Here is a 16,434-nt window from a genome sequence, read left to right as displayed (position 1 = left end):
GGGTGTGTGATCAGGGCTCGCCGACCCATCGGGGGGAAGCTTCGTGTCAACGCCTCGACCCACCCTGGTCACCATTGCCACCGACGGCTTTCAGTATCTCTGGCTGCACTGCGTGGAAAGCCAGCAGCGCTACGCCGCCCGCCACGGCTACGACCACCAGGTGATGACGACGAATGCCTATCCCGCGCTGCCTCCGCACTGGGCGAAAGTGACGGCGTGCCTGGCGCTCCTGACGCAGGGGCACGACGTTTTTCTCCTCGATTGCGATGTCTGCATCCGCGCCCATGCCCCGCGCTTCACCGATCTGCTCGAGCGGGAGCCGGGCTAAGACATCTTCATCGCCCATGGGTGGTCTGGCCGGCCGAATTCGGGGGTGGTCATATTCCGCGGCGGCGCCCATTCCACGGCCGCCGCCTTCCTGGATCGATGCCTCGCGAACCGGCACAAGCAACTGCCGGAAGAAGACCGGGTCACCGCGCATGGCGAGAACGGTCACTTCATCCATTTTCTCAAGGAAGAACCGTTCCGCCTCAAGACATTCCTTCTTGATGACCGGTGGAACAAGATCGTGCCGCCCGCGCTCTCCGACGATTTCATCATTCACTATACCGGACCGATGCGGGCCCAAGGTGGAGCGATGGATGGCTGTATGACGCTGCCCGCCCCCGCCACGCTCTCACGCCTGCCATTTGGCGAATGGGCAGGGAGTGCTTACCGCCGCCTGTGGCAGCAAGTGAAAAGCCGACCAAACAAATGCGGAGGAGCCGCAGACTCGGCAGAAACCGATGAGCCCAGAACACCATCCCTCACGGCTTGGCCCTCACCGCGACGGGTGCGGCTGACCCCGGCGGCGGCGTTGATCCGGCACCTGCTCAGACCAGGCGCTGTCGCCCTCGACGCCGGCACGCGCAATGGCGCCTTCACGCGCCTGGCCGCCACCGCTGTCGGCCACGAAGGCCACCTCCGCACCCTGGGCAGCGGATGCCAGCTCGAAACGATCCTCTTCGCGCTCAACGAGCGGCCGGTCACCCTGCTGCGGATCGACCTCGAACCGCTCGGCTTTGAAGGCCTGAAGCGCCTCGGCGTCGCCCTCTCGGCGAGGCCAAGGCCCTATCTCATCCTCGACCTCGCCCCCTCCCGGCTGGAGGAAGGCGGGACCACTTTGGGCGACGTGGCGCGAATCCGTTACGAGAGCGGCCTTGTGCTACGCGAAATCAGGGATGACCATACGCTTGGTCCCCGGGGATTCATGGATAGGGAGCGTCCCAAGAGCTACCTCGCCGCGGATGACGCAGGCTGGCGAGAGCTGGAAGCGCGCCTGAGGCGCCGGGGGGGCTTGATGGTGCGAAGGTGGCTGCGCGGATGACACGTCCACTCGAAACAACCTCCACACCACCCCGAAGCGGGCGAGCTGTGGCGGTACATTGCCCTCCCCGATGAACTCTTGGCTGCAACATCTGAGGAAATATGGAAAACCAGCCCATTCGGTTGCACTGAATGCTCGCACAAATCCACGGATCGTGAAACTATGGATTCTCTGAATCTTCAAAAGCAGGCTGTGTCTGGATGACGTTTAACAGAGTAGTCATCACCGGAGACATCTTCAGAGTCGACAGCTCTGGCGCAGCAGGCCACCAGTCTACGGCAATACAGTGGCTGCATTCTCTGCTACGATATCCCATAAAATGTGCCACCGGCCTTGACGCCAAACTTCTTACCATAGACGAATTCCGTATTACATTAGCTGAAATATACGCCTTCAATAGAAGCGCACCAACAGTAGACGCTTGGGCTCATCTTTTCGAAGAAATGCCTAAAGCGCTCTCTGATATATTTATCTCTGAATTAAACGACGCGCTTGTCATCGGATGGGAGTTACCGAAAAGCCTATGCGATGCGCTTAGGATAGCAAACATCACATACATCGAATTAAGCGTCCATCCGATCCGGTTTATGGACGACATCCTTATTTCTGCCCGCTCAAATTCGCCCACGATTGACGACGCCCTTCTATCCCAGAGCGTGACGGAACAAGACTGCTACATCCAAGCGGGTATCATCTCAGCGTTTTTTATTCGACGCACCGTACCCAGGGACGAGCCCTATGCGCTTTTTGCAGCCCAAACGAAAGTTGACCGAAGCCTCCTGAAGGACGGAAAGCTTTTAAGTCAAAAATGGATCGCGGATGAACTACTGGCCCACTTGCCGCAAGGAATGCCGTTGTTGCTAAAGGACCACCCGGTCCAACCATCGGATGAGCTATTTCGACGCCTTAGATCCGCAGGCGTCAATGTGCAGCGGATGGGCGGCAGCATCTATCGACAATTCAGCGACCGCAAAATGACATCTGTTTATACGGTAAGCTCAAGCGCAGGTCTTGAAGCAAAATATTTCGGACACACAACTAAATTCCTCTATAAGCCATGTTTTGATATTGTGTTTCACGGCCAGCCGCATGACGCATCACGCAGTCAATTCAAGTCAATTGATACCCGCGTCATCTCTCCAAATTTCTGGCGCATCATACTCACTGAATCGATCAAAACGACGCCACTCGCGGCCGAGACAATATCTTCAAGACCTGATCTATTACGCGCGACGCTGAACTTCCATTGGGGATTCGGGGAGATATTTAACGACTTCACAGTAAATAGCTCAGGAGCGATCACCCCTTATAGCACCGCATCCCGAATAAAGACATTTGTAAAAAGACTATTATCTATTTACAATAAATGAAAACATAAATCCAAACGGCCAACGAAATTGGGAAATATATTCCGAATGTCACACAATACATAATTCTCATAAATTGTTCAAAACAGATATGTAATCGAAGGAGTAACAATGATTCCAGACTTCATTCGAGGGACCGTATTATTTCGAGCGGCGCGCGCTCTCCTTAAGCGTGACCAAAAAAATATTAAAAAATCCTACCAGACAGCCCTACGAGCCTCCCATTCAATTGAACTGCATTTCGACATAGCGCTGACACCAAAGACGCCAATCCGCGACGTCGCCAACTTATCGTCAGTATACTACAGCGATGTCCATAAAACTAATAGTTCGTACGGCGACAACAACTGGATGCTTGAACATCAATCACGAATTATGGAGATAAATCCGATCTCTGTCATCGAGATAGGGTGTGGAAATGGACGCTTCATTGCGGCAGTTGCTAGGTTCGGCACGAATGCCGTAGGACTCGACTGGGCCAGAGCTCCAAGCATCGACAGTTTGCCAGACGGTGCCGATTTCAGAGTGTGCAATATTATAACAGATGATATCCCGACGGGTGATCTCATATGCTCGGCTGATGTTTTAGAACATATTCCCTCAGACGATATAGAGGCTGTCCTCAGCAAAATCGTAAAGGCCGGACCACGCCAATTTCACGTCATATCCTGTTATGATGACGGGCATAGCCATTTGACGATACTTCCGCCGTACATGTGGCTGACTCTATTTCGGAAAATAGATCCATCCTTCAAAATTGACGACGTCTGGCTTCGTCGCGACGACCCAAATCAGATTGTCGTTTCTGTAACAAACATCCCCAATTTGAGCTCTCGATAGACCGCTACCCCACAACCTCCCGCCGACCATACACCTGGTCGGCGCGCTGCTCGAAGGCTTCGGCGAAGCGGCGGAAGGCGGCGTCGAACATCGCGCCCATCAGGAGGCCGAGCGTGCGCGAGCGGAATTCATAGGAAATGAAAAACTCGACCTCGCTAACCGCCTCGCTTTCCGGCCGAAAGGTCCAGCGGTTTTCCAGCCGGCTAAACGGGCCGTCGAGATATTCCACGACAATGGACAGGCGCGGCCGGTCGAGCGTGACCCGGCTGGCGAAGCTCTCGCGAAACATCTTGTAGGCCACGGTCATGTCGGCGACGAGGATGTCCACCCCCTCCCCGCTGGCCACCCGGCGGCGCACATGCAGGCTCTCGCACAGCGGCACGAATTCCGGGTAGCGCTCCACATCCGCCACCAGATCGAACATGTCGGTGGCGGAGTGGCGCACGCGCCGCTTATTGGTGAAGGACGGCATGGTCAGGCGGGAACCGCCGCCGACGCAACACCTGCCCCGACAGCCGCCTTGCCGGCCCGCGCCGCGCGCAGCCGGGCAAAATCCTCGCCGGCATGGTGGGACGAGCGCGTGAGAGGGCTCGACGACACCATGAGGAAGCCCTTGGCATAGGCCACCGTCTCGTAGGATTTGAACTCCTCCGGCGTCACGAAGGCCATGACCGGGTGGTGCTTGCGGGTCGGCTGCAGATACTGGCCGATGGTCATGAAGTCGATGTCGGCGGAGCGCAGATCATCCATGAGTTGCAGCACCTCGTGCCGCACCTCGCCCAGCCCCACCATGATGCCGGACTTGGTGAAGATGGAGGGGTCGAGTTCCTTCACCCGCTGCAGCAGCCGCAGCGAATGGAAATAGCGCGCGCCCGGACGCACACTGAGATAGAGCGAGGGCACGCATTCGAGGTTGTGGTTGAAAACGTCCGGCCGCGCCTCGACCACGACTTCCAGAGCCCCCTCCTTGCGCAGGAAATCGGGGGTGAGTATCTCGATGGTGGTCTTCGGGCTAGTGGCGCGGATAGCGCGGATGGTGCGGGCAAAATGCTCGGCGCCGCCATCGGCGAGATCGTCGCGGTCCACCGAGGTGACGACGACATGTTCCAGCCCCAGCCGGGCCACCGCGTCCGCCACCTTCTGCGGCTCGTCGCGGTCGAGCGGGCCGGGCATGCCGGTGCGGACATTGCAGAAGGCACAGGCGCGGGTGCAGGTGTCGCCCATGATCATGAAGGTGGCGTGCTTCTTCTGCCAGCACTCGCCGATATTCGGGCAGCTCGCCTCCTCGCACACGGTTACGAGGCCGTTGGCGCGGACGATGTCCGCCGTCTCCTGCCAGCCGGGCGTGCCGGGGGCGCGGACACGGATCCAGTCCGGCTTCTTCAGCACCGGCGTTTCCGCCCGCTTCGCCTTTTCCGGGTGGCGGGGCTTTTCCAGCGCGCGGTTCAGAGTGTTGAGAACGACGACCATTGACGACTTTCCCGGACCGCAAGGCCAAAGCGGCCTTCAGTGTCCTTCCTAGTTCAGGGCCGCAGCGGCGTCGACCGGCGCCGCTGCACGACGCCCCTGCGTCAGCGGCGGAACAGGCCGAGCAGGAACAGCAGCACGATGGCGCCGACGGTCGAGACGATCAAGCTCCCGATCCACCCCGCCGCGACATTGATGTTCAGCGCCGAGAACAGGACCGCGCCGAGAAACGACCCGATGATGCCGACGATGAGATTGGTCAGCAGCCCGTGGCTGCGCCCCATCGTCCGCTCGGCGATCCAGCCGGCGAGAATGCCGATGATGATCGTCGCAAAGAACCCCACGCCAGTCATGTCACGTCCCCATCAGGCCCTTGTTGCGCATGCATGTGGCGTTCCGCAGGACCGAGGGCAAGGGCGGCACGCGGCCGCCCCTCCCCTCAGACGTGGATCGCCCGCCCATAGGCGCTGAGCACGCTCTCATGCATCGTTTCAGAAACCGTCGGGTGCGGGAAGACCGCGTTGATCAGCTCTTCCTCGGTGGTTTCCAGATTCATCGCCAGCACGAAGCCCTGAATGAGCTCGGTGACCTCGGCGCCGACGAGATGAGCGCCGAGCAGGCGGCCGGTCTTGGCGTCGAAAATCGTCTTCACCAGCCCGTCCGGCTCACCCAGCGCCACCGCCTTGCCATTGCCGATGAAGGGGAAGCGGCCGACCTTGATCTCAAAGCCGGCTTCCTTCGCCTTCTTCTCGGTGAGGCCGACGGAGGCAATCTGCGGCATGCAATAGGTGCAGCCGGGGATCATCAGCTTGTCCATGGCATGGGCATGCTTGCCGGCAATGGCCTCGGCGGCGATCACGCCCTCATGCTCGGCCTTGTGTGCCAGCATGGGCGGGCCGGCGACATCGCCGATCGCCCAGACGCCCGGCACATTGGTGCGGCACAGGCCGTCGACCACCACGCAGCCGCGGTCGGTCTTCACGCCGAGCGTCTCGAGGCCGAGATTTTCGATATTGCCGACCACGCCGACGGCGGAAATCAGCCGCTCGGCGGTGAGGGTCTCGACCTTGCCGTGGGCGGTCTCGATGGTGGCGGTGACGCTGTCGGCGCCCTTCACCACCTTGGAGACCTTGGCGCCGGTGAGGATCTTGATGCCCTGCTTCTCGAAGCGCTTGCGTGCGTGCTCGGCGATCTCGGCATCTTCGACGGGGAGGATCTGCGGCAGCAGCTCGACGATGGTCACGTCCGAACCCATCGTCTTGTAGAAGGTGGCGAATTCGACGCCGATGGCGCCCGAGCCCATGATCAGCAGCGATTTCGGCACGCTCGCCGGGGCCAGCGCCTCGAAATAGGTCCAGATCAGCTTCTTGTCCGGCTCGATGCCCGGCAGGGCGCGGGGGCGGGCGCCGGTGGCGATGACGACGTTCTTGGCGGTGTAGTCGCCCGCGGGGAGCGCGCCCTTCGGCGCCGGCTCGGCCACGGCCGCAACCGTCACCTTGCCCGGCGCGGTGAGGCTCGCCTGCCCCCAGATCACGTCGACCTTGTTCTTCTTGAGCAGGAAGCCGACGCCATTGCTCATCTGCGCCGCAATGCCGCGCGAGCGCTTGACCACGCCGGATATGTCGACGCCGAATTTCTCGGCGACGAGGCCGTAATCCTTGGCGTGCTCGATATAGTGGAAGATCTCCGCCGAGCGCAGCAGCGCCTTGGCGGGGATGCAGCCCCAGTTCGGGCAGATGCCGCCAATATGGGTGCGCTCGATGACGCCGACCTTGAGGCCGAGCTGCGCCGCGCGGATGGCGCCGACATAGCCGCCGGGGCCGGAGCCGATGAAGAGAACGTCGTAGGAAGCACCGGCCATAACAATCACCTCTTCTCTACCACAACACCGCCGGCCCTGATTCCAAATAGATAATCAACTTTCTTCTTTCCACCACGATACTCGATGCACTCTACCTCATATGTATTCTCGAGCGTCAACGGCGTCACTTGTGTAATTTCAGCACACAGATAGCCCTTCAGATTAATAAAGGTAGCCATAGTCTGCTTTAATTCGGCCTCTGTCATACCCTGCCCAAAAGAACTAACAGTCGAGCCAAGACATAACGCTGCGGCGGTAAACGTTGTTGAGAGAGGCCGGAAGGCGGTCATATTGCTTACCCTCAGACCAGCATCGACATGGGCTTTTCGATGATCGCCTTGAAGGCGCCGATCAGCTGCGCGCCCATGGCGCCGTCCATCACCCGGTGGTCGCAGGAAATAGTGACGGTCATCACGGTGGCCACCGCCAGCTCACCCTTCTTCACCACCGCCCGCTGCTCGCTGGCACCCACTGCGAGGATGGTGGCGTGCGGCGGGTTGATGATGGCGGTGAAGTCTTTGATGCCGAACATGCCCAAATTGGAGATTGCCGACGAACCGCCCTGATATTCGTGCGGCATCAGCTTCTTGTTGCGGGCGCGGGCGGCGAAGTCGCGGGTCTCGTTGGAGATCGCCGACAGCGTCTTGGTCTCCGCCTTGCGGATGATCGGGGTCAGCAGGCCCTTGCCGCCGTCAATCGCCACTGCGACGCCGATGTCGGAATGCTTGAGCTTGAGGTAGCGGTCGCCGCCCCACACCATGTTGGCATCCGGCACCTGCTGGAAGGCGAGCGCATAGGCCTTGATGACGAAGTCGTTGACCGAGAGCTTGTAAGCCGGCTTGCCGTCCTTCTCCGGCGCCGCCTTGTTCAGCTCCTCGCGCAGCTTCAACAGCGCGTCCACGTCGCAATCGACGGTGAGGTAGAAGGTCGGCACGGTCTGCCGCGCCTCGGTCATGCGCTGGGCAATGACACGGCGCATGGCGTCGAGCGGCACTTCCTCATAGGTGCCGGCCTCGTAGAAGGTCTTCACCTGCTCCAGCAGCGCGCTGTTCGACACCGGCGCCGGCGCGGCGGCCGGGGCGGGCGCGGCCGCTGCGGGAGCGGCTGCCACGGTCGCGGGCGCCTTGGCGACGCCACTGGCGGGAGCGGCCTCGACATCGGCGGCAACGACGCGGCCATGCGGACCGGAACCCTTCACCGAGGCGAGGTCGACACCCTTCTCCTTGGCGAGGCGACGCGCCAGCGGCGAGGCGAACACACGCTCGCCGGACGCGGCGGGAGACGCAGCCGGCGCCGCAGGGGCGGGAGCGGCCGGGGCAGCGGAGGCCGGCGCGGCTGCCGCCTTTGGCGCCTCAGTCTTGGGCGCCTCAGCCTTGGGCGCTTCCGCCGGCGCCTTGGCCGGGGCCGCGCCGCCGCCGGCGGCCACTGCCTTCACATCCTCGCCCTCGGTGGCGAGCACGGCGATGAGCTGGTTCACCGGCACATCGACGGTACCTTCCGGCACCACGATCTTCGCCAGCGTGCCCTCGTCGATGGCCTCGACCTCCATCGTGGCCTTGTCGGTCTCGATTTCGGCGATGACATCGCCGGGGGCGACCTTGTCGCCCTCTTTCTTCAGCCATTTCGCGAGGTTGCCCTTCTCCATGGTGGGAGAGAGGGCCGGCATCAGGATTTCGATCGACATGGCGCTTCTCCGACCTCAGCGATAGGTGACGGCGCGGGCGGCGTCGATGACGTCCTGCACCGACGGCAAGGCCAGCTTCTCCAGATTGGCGGCGTAAGGCATGGGAACGTCCCGGCCGGTCACGCGCAGCACGGGCGCGTCGAGATAATCGAACGCCTTCTCCATCAGCTGGGCGACGATCTCGGCGCCGACGCCGGACTGCGGCCAGCCTTCTTCCACCGTGACGCAGCGCCCGGTCTTCTGCACCGAGGCGACGATGGCGGGAACGTCCATCGGGCGGATGGTGCGCAGGTCGATTACCTCGGCCTCAATGCCGAGCTTGGAGAGCTCTTCCGCCGCCTTGAGCGCGTAGTTCATGCCGATGGACCAGGACACGAGCGTCACGTCCTTGCCGGGACGGGCGATCTTCGCCTTGCCGATGGGGACGATGAAATCGTCGAGCTTCGGCACCGGCGAGGAGTGGCCGTAGAGGATCTCGTTCTCAAGGAAGATGATCGGGTTGGGATCGCGGATCGCCGCCTTGAGCAGGCCCTTGGCATCCGCCGCCGTATAGGGCGCGATCACCTTGAGGCCGGGAATGTGGCTGTACCAGGCGGTGTAATCCTGGCTGTGCTGGGCCGCGACGCGGGCCGCCGCGCCATTGGGGCCGCGGAACACGATGGAGCAGCCGATCTGGCCGCCGGACATGTAGTGGGTCTTGGCGGCGGAGTTGATGATCTGGTCGATCGCCTGCATGGCGAAATTGAAGGTCATGAACTCGACGATCGGCTTCAGCCCGGCCATGGCCGCACCGACGCCGACGCCGGCGAAACCGTGCTCGGTGATCGGCGTGTCGATGACGCGGCGCGCGCCGAATTCCTGCAGCAGGCCCTGGGTGATCTTGTAGGCGCCCTGATATTCCGCGACTTCCTCGCCCATGACGAACACGTCGCCATCGCGGCGCATTTCCTCGGCCATGGCGTCGCGCAGCGCCTCGCGCATGGTCTGGCTGACCAGTTCCGTGCCTTCCGGCACGTCCGGCTCCGGCAGCGCCTCCGGCTGGGGCGGGGCGGCGACGGCGGAATTGACCACGGCCGGCGTGGCCGGCGCAGCAGCGGCGACCGGCGAGGGCTCGACCGGAGCGGCAGCGACCGGCGGCGCCGATTCGGCGGCCTGCGGGCTCGGCGTGCCGATGGCGGCGGCGTCCTCGCCGTCAGCGAGAATGACGGCGATCGGGGTGTTGACCGCGACATCCTGCGTGCCCTCGGGCACCAGGATCTTGCCGAGGGTGCCCTCGTCAATGGCCTCGACTTCCATCGTGGCCTTGTCGGTCTCGATCTCGGCGATGACGTCGCCGGACTTGACCTGATCGCCCTCTTTCTTGAGCCACTTGGCGAGGTTGCCCTTCTCCATGGTCGGCGAGAGGGCAGGCATGAGAACTTCGGTCGGCATGGCGGCGTTCCCCAGAGAAACGTGCGTCAAAACTCGCGCGTCACGGCTTCGGTACCGGAAGCACCAGAGTGAGATTGCTGTAGACGGCCATCGAGGCGATGGCGACGAGAAGGGCGGCGAAGAAGGCGACCAGCATCTTGTTCAGCACGGTCGCTTCGGCCGAGGTGGCGCCCGCCAGATACCGCGCGCCGAACGGCCAGAACACGGCCGCCAGGACACGCGGGACGGAGGAGCCAGCGACGCGGACGATGCCGAGAGCAACGCGCGCCGCGAGAACCCACAGCACAACCGCCGCCGAGACGCCGGCGACGAGAGTGACCCAGAACACGCTGGCCAGCATCGCGCCGCGCTCAGCGCAGGATGTCGGTGTAGAGCTCGGACGGGTCCGGCTCCGGGTCGGTGCTGGCGAAATCCGCCGCCGCGTTCATCTGGTCGCGCAGCTCGGCGTCGATCGCCTTAAGCTCTTCCTCGGTGGCCCACTTCTTTTCCAGCAGGCGGTTGCGCACCTGCTCGATCGGATCGTGCTCGGTGCGCATCTTCTGCACCTCCTCCTTCGACCGGTACTTGGCCGGGTCGGACATGGAGTGGCCGCGATAGCGGTAGGTGAGCATTTCGAGGATGTAGGGCCCCTTGCCGGAGCGGGCGAATTCGACCGCGCGCTCGCCGGCCGCCTGCACCGCCCGCACATCCATGCCGTCGACCTGCTCGCCGGGAATGTTGAAGGAGGAACCGCGCTTGGAGAAATCGGTCTGGGCGGAAGCGCGGTTCACCGCAGTGCCCATGGCGTACTTGTTGTTCTCGATGATGTAGACGACCGGCAGCTTCCAGAGCTCCGCCATGTTGAAGCTCTCATAGACCTGGCCCTGATTGGCGGCGCCGTCGCCGAAATAGGCCAGGGTCACATTGCCGTTGTCGCGGTAGTGATTGGCGAAGGCGAGGCCGGTGCCGAGCGAGACCTGGGCGCCGACGATGCCGTGACCGCCGAAGAAGCCCTTCTCGATGCTGAACATGTGCATCGAGCCGCCCTTGCCCTTGGAATAGCCGCCGCGACGGCCGGTGAGCTCGGCCATGACGCCCTTGGGGTCCATGCCGCAGGCCAGCATGTGGCCATGGTCGCGATAGCCGGTGATGACCTGATCGCCCTCCTTGAGGGCCGCCTGCATGCCGACGACGACGGCTTCCTGGCCGATATAGAGATGGCAGAAGCCACCGATGAGGCCCATGCCGTAGAGCTGGCCGGCCTTTTCCTCGAAGCGGCGGATTTCCAGCATCCGGCGATAGGCCTCGAGTTCCTGCTCCCGGGTGAACTCGACAACCGCCGCCGTACCGTCCGTCCGCCGCGCGGAACTCCGGGCTGCGGCCCGGGCCGGCGCTTTCGCGGTGGGGGCTCTTCCAACGGCCGATTTGTTGGCGGCGACTGCCATGGCGCATCCTCAGCTCGGGGACAAAGTCGGCACGTTAATAACGCACCTTCGCTCCCCGCGCTACGCGCTGAACGCAATGCTGCGACGCACAACATGTTGTGCGCGCAACGGTTTCCGCAATTAAACTGAATTTCGGTTCAAATGAACTTTTAGCTTCAATTAAGTTAAGCGTCTGGAATAGCGTCGTTTCCTATCGGAACGGGGCTGGCATACCAGAGATCGCCGTCGCTGATGAATTTTAGTTTAGTTCGCCTGCGGGCCCGCAGAGACGCGCAGCAGCACGAGATCCTTGGGATGCACGAGGTTCAGAAGCACGCGCGCCTGCTCATCCAGCATGTCGGCGTCCACCAGATCGGGCGACATCAGCGCCACCTTGGCCTGCAGCGCCTGGCGCTGCGCCCGCAGCTTGTCGCGCTCCTGGGTCAACTCCGCGTGCTGCTGCTCGAAGCTGCGGCGGGCCAGAAGCCCGTATTGGCCATTATAGCCCTGGAAGGCGAAATAGCCGACGAGCGCCGCCGCTCCGAGATGGAGGATGACGGTCTGGAAAAAGGAGCGCCAGCGGGTGCGAATGATCATGAGGCGAGCCTAGTCCGGCGCGGTTGAGGGGCGGTTAACGCTAATGACCAAAACCGCTCTTTTCGCAGCGCACCAGCCTCTGCGCGGCGCACCTTTCCCGCCTCGGGGCGCGGGAATGCCGGGAACGTGACACCGTCAAAGGCGTGTCGCTACCGCCCTATGTACGGTTGTGGACAGTGGGGGTCCCACGGGAATGCTACGGTCTCACTTGCCAAGCCGGCGTGGATCGACGCCGAGCCTGAACCGGAGCAGCTTCCCCGGTGGATCCGGCCCCGGCCGGACGCACGGAGGCCGATGCATGACCCGTAATGTCGAAGAACGCGCCCGCGCTCTCTGCGCCATGGACGCGCAGATGGCGGCCGTACCGTCTCACGAGATTCCGGCGCTGGTGGAGCGCCTCTGGCCCATTGCCGCGCTGGAGATCAGCGGCGGCCTGATGGAGCCGGACGTACCGCAGGTGCCCGACCTGCCGCGCCTCAGGGCAGAATATGAGCGGCTGAAGCGCTGACGAAGCCAGCGCCCTCGCAAGCCCCGCCCCGACAAAAAAGCCCCCGTCCAGGACGGGGGCTTTTCGCATTCTAGAGCAGGTGTGCCGGCTTTCAGGCGAGCGACTTGATCGCCGAACGGCCGGCATAGATCGCCTGCGGCCCCAGTTCCTGCTCGATGCGCAGCAGCTGGTTGTACTTGGCGGTGCGGTCGGAGCGGGCCAGCGAGCCGGTCTTGATCTGCCCGCAATTGGTGGCGACGGCGAGATCGGCGATGGTCGAATCCTCGGTCTCGCCCGAGCGGTGGGACATGACGGCGGTGTAGCCAGCCTTGTGCGCCATCTCGACCGCGTTCAGCGTCTCGGTCAGCGAGCCGATCTGGTTGACCTTGACCAGGATCGAGTTGGCGACGCCCTGCGTGATGCCGGCCGACAGGCGGGTGACGTTGGTGACGAACAGGTCGTCGCCCACCAGCTGGCACTTGGAGCCGATGGTGTCGGTGAGCAGCTTCCAGCCTGCCCAATCGTCCTCGGCCATGCCGTCCTCGATGGTGCAGATCGGGTAGCGGCCGACGAGATCGGCGAGGTACTTCACCTGCGCTTCGATATCGCGCACGGCGCCCTCGCCTTCATAATCGTACTTGCCGTTCTTGAAGAACTCGGTCGAGGCGCAGTCGAGGCCGATGAACACATCCTCGCCCGGCTTGTAGCCGGCGGTCTCGATTGCCTTCACCACGAAAGCGAGCGCGGCGTCGGCGGAGGGCAGGTTGGGGGCGAAGCCGCCCTCGTCGCCCACATTGGTGTTATGGCCCGCGTCCTTGAGCGCCTTCTTCAGCGTGTGGAAGATTTCCGCGCCGGTGCGCAGGCCCTCGGCGAAGGTCGGGGCGCCGACCGGCAGGATCATGAATTCCTGGAAGTCGATCGGGTTGTCGGCATGGGCGCCGCCATTGATGATGTTCATCATCGGCACCGGCAGGGTGCGGGCGTTCACGCCGCCGACATAGCGGTAGAGCGGCAGGTCGCGGGCGGCCGCGGCGGCCTTGGCGAGCGCCAGCGAGACGCCGAGAATGGCGTTGGCGCCGAGGCGCGACTTGTTCGGCGTGCCGTCGAGCTCGATCAGAATCTGGTCGATGGCCGGCTGATCCTCGGCGTCCATGCCGCCAATGGCGTCGAAGATCTCGCCATTGACCGCTTCGACAGCCTTGAGAACGCCCTTGCCGAGATAGCGCGCCTTGTCGCCGTCGCGCAGCTCGACAGCCTCATGCGCGCCGGTGGAGGCGCCCGAGGGGACGGCGGCGCGGCCCTGCGAGCCGTCTTCCAGCATCACATCCACCTCGACGGTGGGATTGCCGCGGCTGTCCAGGATTTCACGCCCAACGATATCGACGATGGCGGTCATACGTTTCCCCAATGCTCAACTCGGTCAGGATGGTCGAGGCGCTTCTACTCCGGCCATGTGACATGCGAAAGAGGTGCCAGCGACATATCGCCCGCCCCCTCCCCCAGGAGACCGCTGCCATGACCGACATCGCCGACGGCACGACCCAGCTCGGCCGCCCCACCGCCCTGCCCGCCAGCCCGGACGAGGCGGTGCTGGAGAAGGTGCCGAACCCGCACCCCGGCACGAACTACGTCGCCCGCTTCACCGCACCGGAATTCACCTCGCTCTGCCCGGTGACGGGCCAGCCGGATTTCGCCCAGCTGGTGATCGACTATGTGCCGGACGGTTGGCTGGTCGAATCGAAATCGCTGAAGCTCTATCTCGGCAGCTTCCGCAACCACGGCGCCTTCCATGAGGACTGCACCGTCGCCATCGGCCTGCGGCTGCACGCGCTGCTCAGCCCGCGCTGGCTGCGCATCGGCGGCTATTGGTACCCGCGCGGCGGCATACCGATCGACGTGTTCTGGCAGAGCGGCGCGCCGCTCGAGGGCGTGTGGCTGCCGGACCAGGGCGTTGCGCCCTATCGCGGGCGAGGGTAAGCGCCGCACATCGTCATCCCGGACGGCCGCAGGCCGATCCGGGACCGATCCGGAGCCGGCGAGACGGCATCTTCCGCTTGGCTGCGGCCGGAATAACGACGCGAGGCCCCTACTCCACCGTGACGGACTTCGCCAGATTGCGCGGCTGGTCGACATCGGTACCCATCGCCACCGCCGTGTGGTAGGCGAGCAGCTGCACCGGAATGGCGTAGACCAGCGGGGTGATGAACGGGTTCATGTCCGGCAGCACCAGAGTCGCCTCGGTCTCCAGCGCCGCAAGTTTCGCGCCGGCCTCGTCGGTGATGAGGATGATGCGCCCGCCGCGCGCCGCCACTTCCTGCATGTTCGACATGGTCTTCTCGAACACGGCATCGTGCGGGGCGATCACCACGACGGGCATGTTCTCGTCGATGAGCGCGATCGGCCCGTGCTTGAGCTCGCCGGCGGCATAGCCTTCGGCATGGATATAGGAGATTTCCTTGAGCTTCAGCGCCCCTTCCATCGCCAGCGGGAAAGACGTACCGCGGCCGAGATAGAGCACGTCCTTGGTCTTGGCGAAGCTGCGGGCGAGGTGCTCGATATCGGGGCCGAGGTCGAGCGCACGGTTCATCAGGCGCGGCACTTCCACCAGTGCATGCACCAGCGCCCGCTCCTCCTCCACCGAGAGCGCGCCACGCGCGCGCCCGGCCGCGACGGCCAGCGCCGCCAGCGTCGCCAGCTGGCAGGTGAAAGCCTTGGTCGAGGCCACGCCGATTTCCGGCCCGGCCAGCGTCGGCAGCACCGCATGCGCCTCACGGGCGATGGTGGAGGTCGGCACGTTCACCACCGCGAGCAGATGCTGCTTTTCCTGCCCAGCATAACGCAGCGAGGCGAGGGTGTCGGCGGTCTCCCCGGACTGCGAGATGACGATGGCAAGCCCATTGGCCGGCAGCGGCGCCTCGCGGTAGCGGAACTCCGAGGCGACGTCGATCTCCACCGGCAGGCGCGCATAGCGCTCGAACCAGTATTTCGCGATCAGCCCGGCATAATAGGCGGTGCCGCAGGCGGCGATGGAGACGCGCTCCAGCTTGGCGAAGTCGAAAGGCAGTTCGGGAAGCTGCACCGTCTCGTTGGCCATGTCGAGATAGTGCGCCAGCGTGTGCGCCACCACCTCGGGCTGCTCGTGCATTTCCTTGGCCATGAAGTGACGGAAGGCCCCCTTCTCGATGAGGAAGGCGGTGGCGGTGGTCTTCTGCACCGCGCGCTCCACCCGGTGGTTGGTGCAGTCGCGGATTTCGATCCCCTTGGCGCGCAGCACCGCCCAGTCGCCATCTTCGAGATAGGCGATGGTGTCCGTAAAGGGCGCGAGCGCGATGGCGTCGGAGCCGAGATACATCTCGCCCTTGCCATAACCGATGGCGAGCGGGCTGCCCTTGCGGGCGCCGATCAACAGGTCTTCGTCGCCATCGAACAGAAAGGCGAGCGCGAAAGCCCCCTGAAGGCGCGGCAGCGCCGCCGCCACGGCGTCGGTGGGGCTGAGGCCGGCACGCAATTCGCGCGTGACCAGATGGGCGACGACCTCGGTGTCGGTCTCGCTTTCGAAATTGGCGCCGGAAGCGAGGAGTTCGTCGCGCAGCTGGCGGAAATTCTCGATGATGCCGTTATGCACCACCGCGACCTCGGTGGTAGCGTGGGGATGGGCATTGGCGACGCTAGGCCGGCCATGGGTGGCCCAGCGTGTGTGGCCGATGCCGATGCGCGACTCCAGCGGCGTCTGGCGCAGCACCTCTTCCAGATTGCGCAGCTTGCCCTCGGCGCGGCGGCGGGAAATGTGCCCGCCCTGCAACGCGGCGATGCCGGCGGAATCATAACCGCGATATTCCAGCCGCTTCAGCGAGTCGATCAGGCGATCCGCAACCGGCTCGGTGCCGACAATGCCGATGATTCCACACATGAGCCGGGCCCTTTCGTGAAG

General features: G+C 63.5%; 18 protein-coding genes. 6 read left to right on the top strand and 12 right to left on the bottom strand.

Features of this window, described 5'->3' with window-relative positions:
• Positions 1 to 43 precede the first annotated feature (43 nt).
• The 4 genes from ACP2AH_RS20440 (at position 44) to ACP2AH_RS20425 (ending at position 3,573) form a co-directional block, all read left to right on the top strand.
• The gene (locus ACP2AH_RS20440) at positions 44 to 328 is read left to right on the top strand and encodes a hypothetical protein (RefSeq protein ID WP_425107472.1); all 285 of its coding nucleotides are present in this window, start codon (positions 44 to 46) and stop codon (positions 326 to 328) included.
• Between the two features lie 45 nt (positions 329 to 373).
• Entirely contained in the window at positions 374 to 1,366 is a 993-nt protein-coding gene (locus tag ACP2AH_RS20435) for a hypothetical protein (RefSeq protein ID WP_425107471.1), read from the top strand.
• A gap of 200 nt (positions 1,367 to 1,566) precedes the next feature.
• The gene (locus tag ACP2AH_RS20430) at positions 1,567 to 2,736 is read left to right on the top strand and encodes a hypothetical protein (protein ID WP_425107470.1); all 1,170 of its coding nucleotides are present in this window, start codon (positions 1,567 to 1,569) and stop codon (positions 2,734 to 2,736) included.
• A 108-nt stretch (positions 2,737 to 2,844) separates the two neighbouring features.
• Positions 2,845 to 3,573: a class I SAM-dependent methyltransferase gene (locus tag ACP2AH_RS20425; protein WP_425107469.1), complete on the top strand. Its 729-nt coding sequence runs from the start codon at positions 2,845 to 2,847 to the stop codon at positions 3,571 to 3,573.
• A 4-nt stretch (positions 3,574 to 3,577) separates the two neighbouring features.
• On the opposite strand, the gene ACP2AH_RS20420 is transcribed toward ACP2AH_RS20425, so the two are convergent.
• The 10 genes from ACP2AH_RS20420 to ACP2AH_RS20375 form a co-directional block, all read right to left on the bottom strand.
• Complete coding sequence (locus ACP2AH_RS20420) at positions 3,578 to 4,045, bottom strand: type II toxin-antitoxin system RatA family toxin (protein ID WP_425107468.1); 468 nt, start codon at positions 4,043 to 4,045, stop codon at positions 3,578 to 3,580.
• Between the two features lie 2 nt (positions 4,046 to 4,047).
• The gene (gene lipA, locus ACP2AH_RS20415) at positions 4,048 to 5,043 is read right to left on the bottom strand and encodes a lipoyl synthase (RefSeq protein WP_425107467.1); all 996 of its coding nucleotides are present in this window, start codon (positions 5,041 to 5,043) and stop codon (positions 4,048 to 4,050) included.
• A 101-nt stretch (positions 5,044 to 5,144) separates the two neighbouring features.
• The gene (locus ACP2AH_RS20410; protein ID WP_244376450.1) at positions 5,145 to 5,393 is read right to left on the bottom strand and encodes a GlsB/YeaQ/YmgE family stress response membrane protein; all 249 of its coding nucleotides are present in this window, start codon (positions 5,391 to 5,393) and stop codon (positions 5,145 to 5,147) included.
• An 86-nt stretch (positions 5,394 to 5,479) separates the two neighbouring features.
• Positions 5,480 to 6,901 carry a dihydrolipoyl dehydrogenase gene (gene lpdA, locus ACP2AH_RS20405; protein ID WP_425107466.1) on the bottom strand — a complete coding sequence of 474 codons (1,422 nt, stop codon included), beginning with the start codon at positions 6,899 to 6,901 and terminating at the stop codon, positions 5,480 to 5,482.
• A gap of 5 nt (positions 6,902 to 6,906) precedes the next feature.
• Positions 6,907 to 7,191: a hypothetical protein gene (locus ACP2AH_RS20400; RefSeq protein ID WP_425107465.1), complete on the bottom strand. Its 285-nt coding sequence runs from the start codon at positions 7,189 to 7,191 to the stop codon at positions 6,907 to 6,909.
• Between the two features lie 11 nt (positions 7,192 to 7,202).
• On the bottom strand, positions 7,203 to 8,585 hold the full coding sequence (locus tag ACP2AH_RS20395) for a pyruvate dehydrogenase complex dihydrolipoamide acetyltransferase (RefSeq protein WP_425107464.1): 1,383 nt from the start codon (positions 8,583 to 8,585) through the stop codon (positions 7,203 to 7,205).
• Between the two features lie 15 nt (positions 8,586 to 8,600).
• Complete coding sequence (locus ACP2AH_RS20390; RefSeq protein ID WP_425107463.1) at positions 8,601 to 10,016, bottom strand: pyruvate dehydrogenase complex E1 component subunit beta; 1,416 nt, start codon at positions 10,014 to 10,016, stop codon at positions 8,601 to 8,603.
• Between the two features lie 40 nt (positions 10,017 to 10,056).
• Positions 10,057 to 10,356, bottom strand: a complete 300-nt coding sequence (locus tag ACP2AH_RS20385; protein WP_307017976.1) for a hypothetical protein — start codon at positions 10,354 to 10,356, stop codon at positions 10,057 to 10,059.
• A 10-nt stretch (positions 10,357 to 10,366) separates the two neighbouring features.
• Positions 10,367 to 11,440 carry a pyruvate dehydrogenase (acetyl-transferring) E1 component subunit alpha gene (gene pdhA / locus ACP2AH_RS20380; RefSeq protein ID WP_279613744.1) on the bottom strand — a complete coding sequence of 358 codons (1,074 nt, stop codon included), beginning with the start codon at positions 11,438 to 11,440 and terminating at the stop codon, positions 10,367 to 10,369.
• Positions 11,441 to 11,683: 243 nt separating this feature from the next.
• A complete protein-coding gene (locus ACP2AH_RS20375) occupies positions 11,684 to 12,016 on the bottom strand; it encodes an FtsB family cell division protein (RefSeq protein WP_425107462.1) in 333 nt (110 codons plus the stop codon).
• A 298-nt stretch (positions 12,017 to 12,314) separates the two neighbouring features.
• Between ACP2AH_RS20375 and ACP2AH_RS20370 the strand changes: the two genes are divergently transcribed.
• Entirely contained in the window at positions 12,315 to 12,524 is a 210-nt protein-coding gene (locus ACP2AH_RS20370) for a hypothetical protein (RefSeq protein WP_425107461.1), read from the top strand.
• A 91-nt stretch (positions 12,525 to 12,615) separates the two neighbouring features.
• Here ACP2AH_RS20370 and eno read toward each other — a convergent pair whose 3' ends face one another.
• Positions 12,616 to 13,899: a phosphopyruvate hydratase gene (eno, locus tag ACP2AH_RS20365; RefSeq protein ID WP_244376443.1), complete on the bottom strand. Its 1,284-nt coding sequence runs from the start codon at positions 13,897 to 13,899 to the stop codon at positions 12,616 to 12,618.
• 119 nt (positions 13,900 to 14,018) lie between these two features.
• Between eno and queF the strand changes: the two genes are divergently transcribed.
• Positions 14,019 to 14,480 carry a preQ(1) synthase gene (queF, locus tag ACP2AH_RS20360; RefSeq protein WP_421700740.1) on the top strand — a complete coding sequence of 154 codons (462 nt, stop codon included), beginning with the start codon at positions 14,019 to 14,021 and terminating at the stop codon, positions 14,478 to 14,480.
• A gap of 109 nt (positions 14,481 to 14,589) precedes the next feature.
• Here queF and glmS read toward each other — a convergent pair whose 3' ends face one another.
• Positions 14,590 to 16,413 carry a glutamine--fructose-6-phosphate transaminase (isomerizing) gene (glmS, locus tag ACP2AH_RS20355; protein ID WP_425107460.1) on the bottom strand — a complete coding sequence of 608 codons (1,824 nt, stop codon included), beginning with the start codon at positions 16,411 to 16,413 and terminating at the stop codon, positions 14,590 to 14,592.
• Positions 16,414 to 16,434: the final 21 nt, after the last annotated feature.

The organism is Ancylobacter sp. (genome assembly GCF_965249975.1).
GTDB lineage: Bacteria > Pseudomonadota > Alphaproteobacteria > Rhizobiales > Xanthobacteraceae > Ancylobacter.
This window is presented reverse-complemented; position numbering and strand designations above follow the sequence as displayed.